Origin of the sequence: Streptomyces griseus subsp. griseus (assembly GCF_000720255.1) — a bacterium.
Lineage (GTDB): Bacteria > Actinomycetota > Actinomycetes > Streptomycetales > Streptomycetaceae > Streptomyces > Streptomyces griseus_I.
In genome coordinates this window covers 1-10,831 of record NZ_JOJE01000088.1, presented here as the reverse complement: position 1 = coordinate 10,831, position 10,831 = coordinate 1, and the positions used below count along the sequence as shown (strand labels likewise).

The 10,831-nt window shown below is 68.6% G+C and carries 10 protein-coding genes and 1 rRNA gene; all 11 read right to left on the bottom strand.

Translation table 11 applies throughout. The annotated features are described in order from the left end of the window. Positions 1–414: 414 nt before the first annotated feature. Positions 415–1,857, bottom strand: a complete 1,443-nt coding sequence (locus IG99_RS42965) for a DNA polymerase IV (protein ID WP_051866620.1) — start codon at positions 1,855–1,857, stop codon at positions 415–417. Positions 1,858–1,951: 94 nt separating this feature from the next. Continuing rightward, positions 1,952–2,635, bottom strand: coding sequence for a MerR family transcriptional regulator (locus IG99_RS42960; RefSeq protein ID WP_078948269.1), 684 nt, complete (start codon positions 2,633–2,635; stop codon positions 1,952–1,954). A gap of 282 nt (positions 2,636–2,917) precedes the next feature. Beyond that, entirely contained in the window at positions 2,918–3,391 is a 474-nt protein-coding gene (locus IG99_RS42955) for a bifunctional nuclease family protein (protein WP_037684412.1), read from the bottom strand. Between the two features lie 105 nt (positions 3,392–3,496). Continuing rightward, positions 3,497–4,234: a transcriptional regulator FtsR gene (gene ftsR, locus IG99_RS42950; RefSeq protein ID WP_037684410.1), complete on the bottom strand. Its 738-nt coding sequence runs from the start codon at positions 4,232–4,234 to the stop codon at positions 3,497–3,499. Between the two features lie 42 nt (positions 4,235–4,276). After that, positions 4,277–5,182, bottom strand: a complete 906-nt coding sequence (locus tag IG99_RS47215; RefSeq protein WP_078948268.1) for an FHA domain-containing protein — start codon at positions 5,180–5,182, stop codon at positions 4,277–4,279. Positions 5,183–5,243: 61 nt separating this feature from the next. Next, the gene (locus IG99_RS42940) at positions 5,244–5,945 is read right to left on the bottom strand and encodes a DUF881 domain-containing protein (protein ID WP_107056175.1); all 702 of its coding nucleotides are present in this window, start codon (positions 5,943–5,945) and stop codon (positions 5,244–5,246) included. 126 nt (positions 5,946–6,071) lie between these two features. Beyond that, positions 6,072–6,404 carry a small basic family protein gene (locus IG99_RS42935; RefSeq protein WP_003988855.1) on the bottom strand — a complete coding sequence of 111 codons (333 nt, stop codon included), beginning with the start codon at positions 6,402–6,404 and terminating at the stop codon, positions 6,072–6,074. After that, entirely contained in the window at positions 6,401–7,237 is an 837-nt protein-coding gene (locus IG99_RS42930; RefSeq protein WP_037684405.1) for a DUF881 domain-containing protein, read from the bottom strand. Before IG99_RS42930 ends, IG99_RS42935 begins: the two co-directional genes overlap by 4 nt. A gap of 167 nt (positions 7,238–7,404) precedes the next feature. After that, positions 7,405–9,900, bottom strand: coding sequence for a mannose-1-phosphate guanyltransferase (locus IG99_RS42925; RefSeq protein ID WP_037684404.1), 2,496 nt, complete (start codon positions 9,898–9,900; stop codon positions 7,405–7,407). Positions 9,901–10,015: 115 nt separating this feature from the next. After that, complete coding sequence (locus tag IG99_RS42920) at positions 10,016–10,624, bottom strand: CDP-alcohol phosphatidyltransferase family protein (protein WP_037684403.1); 609 nt, start codon at positions 10,622–10,624, stop codon at positions 10,016–10,018. A gap of 108 nt (positions 10,625–10,732) precedes the next feature. Beyond that, positions 10,733–10,831, bottom strand: a 5S ribosomal RNA gene (gene rrf / locus IG99_RS44665); the annotation flags it as partial.

The window sequence follows — 10,831 nt, the reverse complement described above, 5'->3', positions numbered from 1 at the left end:
AGAGACAGCACAGACAGTCGCCCCCACCCCCGCCACACAGCCCATGCCGCCGGCACCCCGCGCCCTGTCACGCGTCCCGCGACCAGGAGCCCTCCCGCACCAGCCAAGGCCGCGCGCGCCTCCCACCCACGGACAGCAGCCCGCCCGCGCCCGCCAGGCCGCGCCTCCCACAGCAGTCGCCTCCCCAGCCCCGCCGTACCACCCTGCGGGTCAAGCGCCCTCCCGCCCCCACCACCTCGCCCCCGGCGGCCCCGCGACCCCGCTGGCAGTCGCTCTCCCACGTCAGCCGGGCCGCACACCCCGCGGGAGTCGCCCTCCGCCCCCGCCGTACCGTCCGTCGGGCCCCCACCACCCCGCAAGGTCGCGGGCAATCGTGCCGCTGGGGCGGCACGGGTGGGCGCGGGCGGTGCCCCGTCAGCGCCGGGCTGCGCGACCCACCCCCGGACGACCCGCCCCGCCTGCACCTGCCTCGCCCACGGCCACTGAACCCCCCTCACGCCCAGCCCGCTCCCCTCCTCGCCGCGTAGCCAACGGCACCGGCTCCCCCACCTCCAACGCCGGATCGTCGACCCGAAACGTCCGCACCCTCCCCGGCCCCGACCCAGGCGTCTCGAACCGCACGGTCACCCGCCCCACCCCACTCCCCTGCACCCACCCGGCCCCGTACTCCGTATGCCGCACATCGTGCCCCGGATGCCACCGCCGCTCGGCGGGCTCGGGTTCCCGCTGCCCCGCCGCCACCTCACCACCGTGCGCCTCCTCCACCGGCTCCTCGCCCCTCTCCTCCGCCACCTGGGCGAACAGGTCCTCCTGCGTGTAATCCGCGAGACCACTGACCCCCACCCCCAACAACCGCACCCCACCCGTCGTGTCCACGGAGTCCAGCAACCGCCCCGCCGCCTCCCGCACCACCGCCGGATCGTCCGTCGGCCCCCGCAACGTCTCCGATCGCGTCAACGTCGAGAAGTCGTACCGCCGCACCTTCAACACGATCGTCCGCCCCGACAACCCCGCCTCCCTCAACCGCCGCACACACCGGTCCGCGAGCCGCCGCACCTCCATCCCCACCCGCACTCGATCATGGATGTCCACGTCGTACGTGTCCTCCACGGACACCGACTTAGCCTCCCGCTCCGCGACCACGGGCCGCTCGTCCTCCGCCAGCGCCATCGCGTACAGAGCGTGCCCATGCGCCTTCCCGAGCAGCCGCACCAGCTCGTCCTCCCCCGCCTCGGCGATCTCCTCCACCGTGGTGATCCCGGCCCGCCGCAGATGGTCCCCCGTCGCCGGCCCCACCCCCGGCAGGGTCCGCACCGACAACGGCCCCAGCAGCGCCCGCTCGGTGCCCGGCTCGATCAGCACCAGCCCGTCCGGTTTGGCCTGCTCGGAAGCGATCTTCGCGATCATCTTGGACGCGGCCAGCCCCACCGACCCCGTGAGCCCCGTGAAGTCACGTATGTCGGTCCGCAGCTGCATCCCCACCAGCCGCGCCGACTCCTCGTCACAGGCCGCTCCCCCGGCCTCCAGATCCACGAACGCCTCGTCCAGGCTCAACGGCTCCACCAGCGGCGACAGCGCCCGCAGCAGCCCCATCACCTGTTCGCTGATCGACCGGTAGAACTGGAACCGCGGCACGAGATACGCGGCATTCGGCGCGAGCCGGCGCGCCTGGGCCATGGGCATCGCCGAATGCACCCCGAAAACCCGTGCCTCGTACGACGCGGTCGCCACCACCCCACGCGGCCCGAGCCCACCCACGATCACGGCCTTCCCGCGCAGACTCGGCTTGGCCGCCTGCTCCGCCGAGGCGTAGAAGGCATCCATGTCGAGATGCAGGATCGTGGGCGCGGTTCTCACATCTCCGATGCTGCCCTACGCCACTGACAATGCCCTCCCGGCACCGACCGCAGAGCCTCACTCGGCCCCCTGGACCGAGCCAGGACCGGCGCGCTCAGACCGCCCGGTTGCGCCGCCGCGCCAGCTCGTCCGCCGGATTGTGCCCGACGAGGGTCTCACCCGTGTCGATCCGCTCCCCGTGCAGCTGCGACAGCGCGCTCTCCACGTCCCGCCACACCACGCCCACCGCGATGCCGAAGACGCCCTGCCCTCCCTGGAGCAGCGCGTGGACCTCGTCCGGGGAGGTGCACTCGTAGACCGTGGCGCCGTCACTCATCAACGTCATCCGCTCCAGGTCGCGAAAACCTCGCTCACGCAGGTGCTGGACGGCGGTACGGATGTTCTGCAGCGACACCCCGGTGTCGAGGAACCGCTTGACGATCTTCAGAACGACGACGTCCCGGAAGCTGTACAGCCGCTGCGTTCCGGAGCCGTGGGCGGGCCGCACGCTCGGCTCGACGAGTCCCGTGCGGGCCCAGTAGTCCAGTTGCCGGTAGGTGATTCCGGCCGCCGCACAGGCCGTCGGACCTCGGTAGCCGATCTCCTCGGACGCCATGGGCGCCGCCCCTCCACCGCTCGGCACGGCCGTCGGTCGCTGTGGTGCGTGATCGGCCGCGCTGCCCGGGTGGGGATACCCCATGCTCGAGCGGAGCCGAGAGCTCGGGGGAGGGTACGGACCGCTCCCCCCGGGGCCGAATCCGGGGGCACCCCCAGTCGTACCGTCGCCGCTGCTGCTCACGCCGACCTCCGTCCTTGACCTGCCTTCTCGACGGTAGGCAGTCACCAGGGGTGCGTCAACGATCGCCACACTCGGCACGCCGAGTGATAATCACCCAAGGAGTGGTTTCCCGTACCCCACCGCGGGGAAAGGCTAGCCGAATGCCCTGAGCGGGAGCCGCAGGACGCACTCCGGCGCCTTAGGCGAATCCCGACATTTCAGCACTGTCGGCGAGAAGCCCGTGACGCACGCATCACCGGGGCGAGCGCCCCGTCCACCGGGGCCGTCACCGCCGAACCGACGCTACTGGCTGCTGGTGCCGAAGTCCTCGGGCGAGATCTGGTCGAGGAACTCGCGGAACTTCTCCACCTCGTCCTCCTGCTCGTCCGGAATCGCGATGCCCGCGTCGTCGAGCACCGTGTCGCTGCCGAAGATCGGCGTACCGGTGCGCAGTGCCAGCGCTATGGCATCGGACGGGCGGGCGCTCACCTCGACCCCGCTGGCGAAGACCAGCTCCGCGTAGAAGACGCCCTCACGCAGGTCCGTGATGCGCACTTCCGTGAGCTCCTGGCCGACGGCCTCCAGCACGTCCTTGAACAGGTCGTGGGTCAGCGGTCGCGCGGGGGCCATGCCCTGCTGGGCGAAGGCGATGGCCGTCGCCTCCCCGGGCCCGATCCAGATGGGGAGGTAGCGGTCGCCTCCCACTTCGCGCAGGAGCACGATCGGTTGGTTGGAGGGCATTTCGACCCGGACACCTACGACATCGAGCTCGTTCACACAGCAACCCTAGGCCGTGCTCGGGACGTTTGGGTAGTCGGGCCGGGATCCGGCGGCCGATCAGGCCATCCCGGGCCCTTCCGGACGGGTCGGCGAACAGCCGCCTCAGGGCAGCCGCACCCCGAGCGCCGTCCGCACCAGCGCGGCGTGCAGCCGCACCGTGAGGCCCGCCAGCTCCTTCGTACGGGCCTCGGCGTGGGCCCTGGTCTGCGGGTTGCGGTGCCGCTTCAGCGGTGCCACCACCTGGTCCACCAGCCCCGCCTCACGGTCGGCGGCGGCCTTCATCACCCGCAGGTGCCTCGGCTCGATACCGAACCGGCCCAGTTCGATGACGAGCGCGGCCACGGTGACCGTCTCGGCGTCGTACACCCCGTCCTCGATCGGCGTGACGAGTCCGTACGACTCCCACTCGGCCAGTTCCCGCTCCTCGATCCCGGCGGCGGCCAGCAGCTCGGCCCGCCCGATCCGGGCTGCCGTGGGGCCCTCCAGCAGCTCGGCCCCGGCCTCACCGTCCCGCTGACGGCCGAGCGCGGGCAGCTGCACGGCCTCGCCGCGCTCCATGGCGTCCAGATACTCCCGGATCACCTTGAGCGGCAGATAGTGGTCCCGCTGCATCCTCAGGACGTGACCGAGGCGGTCGACGTCCTCGGCGCTGAACTTGCGATACCCCGAGGGGGTCCGCTGCGGCTCGATGAGCCCCTCCGACTCCAGGAAACGGATCTTGGAGATGGTGACTTCCGGGAACTCGTCGCGCAGCACGTTCAGCACCGTGCCGATGCTCATCAGTCCACTGTCCGCGGCGGCGGCGCCGTGTCCGGCGCCGCCCCTCGGTGGTTGAAGCATGGACCTTCCCTGGGTTCCCCCCGGACAGAGTCCGGAGGAGGGTCAGTAGCCCCGCTGGCTCGCGTGGAAGACCAGCCGGTACTTGCCGATCTGCACCTCGTCACCGTTCGACAGAGCGACCTGGTCGATCCGCTCGCGGTTGACGTACGTGCCGTTCAGACTGCCCACGTCGGCCACCGTGAACGAGCCGTCCGGGCCGCGCCGGAACTCCACATGCCGGCGCGAGACCGTCACGTCGTCCAGGAAGATGTCGCTCTGCGGGTGACGCCCGGCCGTGGTCAGGTCGCCGTCCAGCAGGAAGCGGCTGCCCGAGTTCGGCCCGCGACGCACGACCAGCAGCGCGGAACCCAGCGGCAGCGCGTCCACGGCCGCCTGCGCCTCCGGAGACAGCGCCGGCAGCTGCGTCTGACCGGTGGCCTCGGAGTCGTAGGCCTCAAGGCCGGAGATGGAGATCGTGGAGGTCGTCTCCGACGCACGCTCGGGGGTGACTCCCGGCCGCAGCGGAGCACCACAGTTGGAACAGAACCGGCTGTTCTCCGCGTTGCGGTTACCGCACCTCGTACACACCAGGGCTGACATAGGGGAAAACCCTCCACCCGCACTTGAGGTTGACGGTTGTCCGAAACCTATGCCTCCGGACTGGCCAGGGTCAACAGACGGCGCGCCCTGACCTCCGGAAATGTCCCCTCCCGGACCACCGACCTGGTCCCGGAACAGCGGCCTCTGACCCTCCGCGTCGGGCGTCGCGCGATGACGAGCGGTGGCATTGTCGTTGCCCTCTCGCGCGCTCTTGCCGAACAACTTCGCAAACAACTTCACGGGCGATTCCCCTTGACCGAAACAGACCCGCCCGTGGGGCAGGACGAACCCTGACTGACCAGACCGGCCGACCCGGACATCCTCACAACGTCCGTATCCACCAGACAGTTTCCACCACGCACCGCCCATTCGGTGCGCCGACCCCCCGCAACCTCATGCCCCCGTCGCACGGCCCCCATGCACCCCCGGTTCACCGCGAGGACGACCGAGCGTAGTCAGGCTGCTTCGCTGCTCGCAAGGCGTCCACGACGATCTTGGTCGACCGCTCGACGGCGACGGTGGCCTGCTCCTTCTCCAAGGTCTGCACCACGCCTCCAGGGATGTTGAGTGCCGGTTCGAGGTCCTGCGGCTTCCCGATGACCTTGAAACGATAGGGCGCGGTGATCTTGTTCCCGTCCACGCTCACACTCTTCCCGGAATCCGACAGATAGGTATTGGCGACGACGCGCACGCCGTTCACCTGGATCGCCTCCGCTCCGGCGGCACGCAGTTCCTGGATCGCGTCGAGCAGCATGTCCGACTCGACCGTCCCCTTGGTGTCGTCGATGGTGATCGTGATGCCGGGGCCCTCCGCCGCCACCGTGCCCGCCAGGATGCCCAGTTGACGCTCCTTCTCGACCGTCTGCTTACGGGCCTCCTCGGCCTGGTCGGAGCTGTTCTCCAACTCCTGACGCTGCTTCTCGAGACCCGTCTTCTCGTCCTCAAGACGCTGAGTACGGTCATCCAGTTCATCGAGGATGCGCACGAGATCTTCCTGACGCGCACCACGCAAGGCGCTGTCACCGTCGCTGTTGGACGCCACCTGGACGGCCAGGCCGAAGCCGAGACCGAACAACAGCACCGCGACTATGAGTTGAGCCCGGGTGACCCTCGGCGGCCACAGCCCCTGCACCGTTCTCGGAGATCTCGGCGTTCTCGGAGATCTCGGCGTTCTCGGAGATCTCGGCGTTCTCGGAGATCTCGGCGTTCTCGGAGATCTCGGCCGTCTCCGCCGTCTGGTCCTTGTCGCTCATCGGCCTCACGCCCGGAACACGTGCCGGCGGATCGCGGCGGCGTTCGAGAAGATGCGGATACCGAGGACGACCACGACACCGGTGGACAGCTGGGCACCCACGCCCAACTTGTCACCCAGGAAGACGATCAGCGCGGCCACCACGACGTTCGACAGGAACGACACCACGAACACCTTGTCGTCGAAGATCCCGTCGAGCATGGCCCGCAGACCTCCGAAGACGGCGTCGAGCGCCGCGACGACGGCGATCGGCAGATAAGGCTCGACGACCGCCGGAACCTCAGGCCGGACCAACAGGCCGGCCACGACTCCCACGACGAGGCCCAGTACGGCGATCACGATGTGCCCTTCTCAGTTCTCGGCTGTGCTGTACGTACGATCACACTCGGGGCGGCGGGCAGCCGGAGGTCGTCCTCCGTGGAGATCCCGGTCCGGATGCCGTAGCTCTCCTGCAGGGCGTGCAGATAGAGCCCGTCGGCGCTGTTCTGGAACCTTTTGCTCAGCCGCTCCCCGTCCCCCACCGCGAGCACCGTGTACGGCGGCACCAGCGGCTTGTTGTCGACCAGTATCGCGTCACCTGCGGCCCTGATCGCCGACAGCGCCGTCAGCCGCTGCCCGTTGATGGAGACGGCTTCCGCGCCCGACTCCCACAGCCCGTTCACCACACGCTGCATGTCCCGGTCGCGCACCCGCCCGGTGTCGGAGAAACCGGATGTCTCGCGCGGATTGCCGTCACCGCCCGTAGTGGCTTCCTTGGCGTCGTTCACGACCAGCCTCACGCCGGGGCCGCGCACCTCCACAGCGCCCGACAGAATCCCCACCAACTCCGCCTGCTCGCCGCCGCCACTGTGCTTCAGCGCCTCCCGCTGCCGCGCACTGACGTCATCGCGCAGTTTGTCGACGCTCCCCTCCAGCTTGTCCGCCGCCTCGGTCTCCCTGTCGATGCGGTCGATGAGCTCCTCGCGCTCCTTGGCGACGACCGGTGCCGCGACCCTCGCCTGCGCCGCTCCGACGGTCACGACCAGGGCGGCGAGGACGAGACCGGCGGCCAGGCCGAGCTTCGCGCTCAGGGTTTTCGGCAGACCGCCCTCCCCCGCGGCCTTCTTCCGGGCCGCGGCCTCGGCATAGCCGTCGTCGAGGCTGTGGTCCATGACGTTGGTGAGCAACGACATGGACGCGTCCGGCCGCGAAGGGCGCGTAGGTGTGCTCCGAATGGGGGGCTGCTGCGGCATGCCGCACATCGTCGCATGTCGCGCCCCCTACCTCCGAATGGCCCCACCGGCGTGCCGGACAGGCCCCCTCGAGGACACGTGTCCGGCACGCACGCGTGCAGGGTTTCTCAGCGCCCGGCGCTGTCCACCACGGCCGACCACTCGTCGAGCAGCGCCTGGGCGGAGGCGTCGTCCGGGCCCTCGGCCCACAGATGGGTGACCGCCTCAGCGGGGTCGGGCAGCACCATCACCCAGCGCCCGTCGGTCTCCACCACCCGCACGCCGTCGGTGGTGTCCACGAAGCGATCTCCGGCCGCTTCGACGACCCGACGCATCACGAGGCCCTTCACGGCCCACGGAGTCGCCAGATCCCGCTTCAGGACGTGCGCACGCGGAATCCGTGCGTCGATCTGGCTCAGCGTGAGCTGTGTCCGCGCCACCAGCCCGATCAACCGTACGAACGCCGCCGTACCGTCGAAGACGCTGCTGAACTCCGGGACGATGAACCCGCCCCTGCCGTCACCACCGAAGATGGTCGACTCGTCCCGACCGACACGCGTCAGATCGTCCGGCGACGTGGTCGTCCACTCGACCTGCGTGCCGTGGTACGCCGCCACCTGCTCGGCGATCCTCGTGGTGGTCACCGGGAGCGCCACCCGCCCGCTGCGCCGCTCCGCGGCCACCAGGTCCAGCATCACCAGCAGGGCCCGGTCGTCCTCGACGATCCGTCCCTTCTCGTCGACCAGTGAAAGCCGCTCACCGACCGGGTCGAACCGCACCCCGAACGCCGCCCGCGAGGACGCCACGATCTCCCCGAGCCGCACCAGCCCGGACCGCCGCATATCGGCGCTCTCGGTCGGCCTCGACTCGTCGAGACCGGGGTTGATCGTCAGGGAATCCACACCGAGCTTCCCCAGCAGGCTGGGCAGTACGAGCCCCGCGCTGCCGTTCGAGGCGTCCACGACGACCTTCAGCCCGGACTCCGAGATCCCCGTGATGTCGACGTTCCGCAGCAGCGACCCTGTGTACGAGTCGAACACGCTGGCCGGGAAATGCAGGTCCCCGATCTCGCCCGGGAACGCACGCCGGTACTCCTGCCGCGCGAACACCCGGTCCAGCTTGCGCTGACTGGCCTGCGACAGATCGGCGCCCCGTCCGTCGAAGAACATGATGTCCACGGAGTCGGGCACCCCGGGCGAGGTCCGGATCATGATCCCGCCGGCACTGCCCCGCGCGGTCTGCTGCCGCGCCACGGGCAGCGGTACGTTCTCCAGGTCACGTACGTCGATGGCGCTCGCCTGCAGGGCCGAGATGACCGCACGCTTCAGCGCTCGGGCGCCACGGGAGTGGTCGCGGGCCGTGGTGACCGTGGAGCCCTTCTTCAGGGTGGTCGCGTAGGCACCGGCGAGCCGCACCGCGAGTTCCGGCGTGATCTCAACATTCAGGATGCCGGAAACGCCGCGGGCCCCGAAGAGATTGGCCTGTCCCCTCGACTCCCAGATGACCGACGTGTTGACGAAAGCGCCGGCCTCGATCGTCTTGAACGGATAGACCCGGACATTGCCCTGAACGATCGATTCTTCGCCGATCAGGCATTCGTCACCGATGACGGCGCCGTCCTCGATCCGAGCCGCACGCATGATGTCGGTGTTCTTTCCGACCACACAGCCGCGCAGATTGCTGTGCTGCCCGATGTACACGTTGTCGTGCACCACGGCCTTGTGCAGAAAGGCGCCGCTCTTCACGACGACGTTGGAGCCGACGACGGTGTGCTCCCGGATCTCGGCGCCGGCCTCGACCTTCGCGTAGTCGCCGATGTACAGCGGCCCGCGGAGCTCGGCGTCGGGGTGCACCTCAGCGCCTTCGGCCACCCACACGCCCGGCGAGATCTCGAAGCCGTCGATCTCCACGTCGACCTTGCCCTCGAGCACGTCGGCCTGCGCCTTCACGTAGCTCTCGTGCGTGCCGACGTCCTCCCAGTAGCCCTCGGCGATGAAGCCGTAGACCGGCTTCCCCTCCTTCATCAGCTGCGGGAAGACATCGCCGGACCAGTCGACGGGAACATCGGGCTCGACATAGTCGAACACCTCGGGCTCCATCACGTAGATGCCCGTGTTGACGGTGTCCGAGAAGACCTGCCCCCAGGTCGGCTTCTCGAGGAAGCGCTCGACCTTGCCTTCCTCGTCGACGATGGTGATGCCGAATTCCAAGGGATTGGGTACACGCGTCAGACAGACCGTGACGAGCGCGCCCTTTTCCTTGTGGAAGTTGATCAGCTCGGTGAGGTCGAAGTCGGTCAGGGCATCGCCGGAGATGACGAGGAAGGCATCGTCCTTCAACGCCTCCTCGGCGTTCTTGACACTTCCGGCGGTACCGAGTGGCTTCTCCTCGTTGGCATACGTGAGCTCCATTCCGAGCTCTTCGCCGTCGCCGAAGTAGTTCTTGACCAGTGACGCCAGGAACTGAACAGTTACGACGGTCTCATTGAGTCCATGCCTTTTGAGCAACCGCAGAACGTGCTCCATGATCGGCCGGTTGGCCACCGGCAGGAGCGGCTTGGGCATGCTCGAGGTCATAGGGCGAAGGCGTGTGCCTTCGCCTCCGGCCATCACGACGGCCTTCATGTCGGAAGCGTCCTCCTACAAAGAGACGACGGTAAGCCGACTTCACCCGTCCAGATTGTCCCGCATTTTTCCCCCACGGGCCATCGAGCCACTCCTGGCCGCCAATCTGGCGGGATCAGTCGGCCATGGCGTCCGCACGGACCAGGCGGCGGACTTGTACCACGTAGAGGACTCCTGCCCACCAGTACAGGGTTGTACCCCATCCGGCGAACGCCCATCCGAAAATGGCAGCGAGTGACGAGATCCATCCGCTTCCGTCACTCAGGAGCAGCAAGGGGAAGGCGTACATCAGGTTGAACGTGGCGGCCTTCCCGAGGAAGTTCACTTGGGGCGGTGGATAGCCGTGCCGCCTGAGGATGCCCACCATCACCAGCAGAACCAGCTCTCGCGCCAGAAGTGCAGCGGTCAACCAGATGGGGAGAATCTCCCGCCAGGTGAGACCGACCAGGGTCGAGAGAATGTAGAGCCGGTCGGCGGCCGGGTCGAGAAGCCGGCCGAGGCTGCTGATCTGGTTCCAGCGCCGCGCCAGCTTGCCGTCCAGGTAGTCGCTGACTCCGCTCAACATGAGCACCAGCAGCGCCCAGCCGTCGCTCTTGGGCCCTCCGAACTCCGGCCTGAGGATCAGCCACAGGAAGAGTGGCACGCCAACGAGCCGAGCCATACTGAGGATGTTCGGGATGGTGAGGACCCGGTCCGTCTGGACGCGGGTCTCCTGGACCTCCACCCGGGGGCCTCCTGTGGGAAACGTGCCAACGATGCCCCCTGACCTTACATCAACGCAAAAAAGCTCCGGTTCTCGGGCATGTGCCCAAGAACCGGAGCTCTAAAGGGAGTTCGGCGGCGTCCTACTCTCCCACAGGGTCCCCCCTGCAGTACCATCGGCGCTGTGAGGCTTAGCTTCCGGGTTCGGAATGTAACCGGGCGTTTCCCT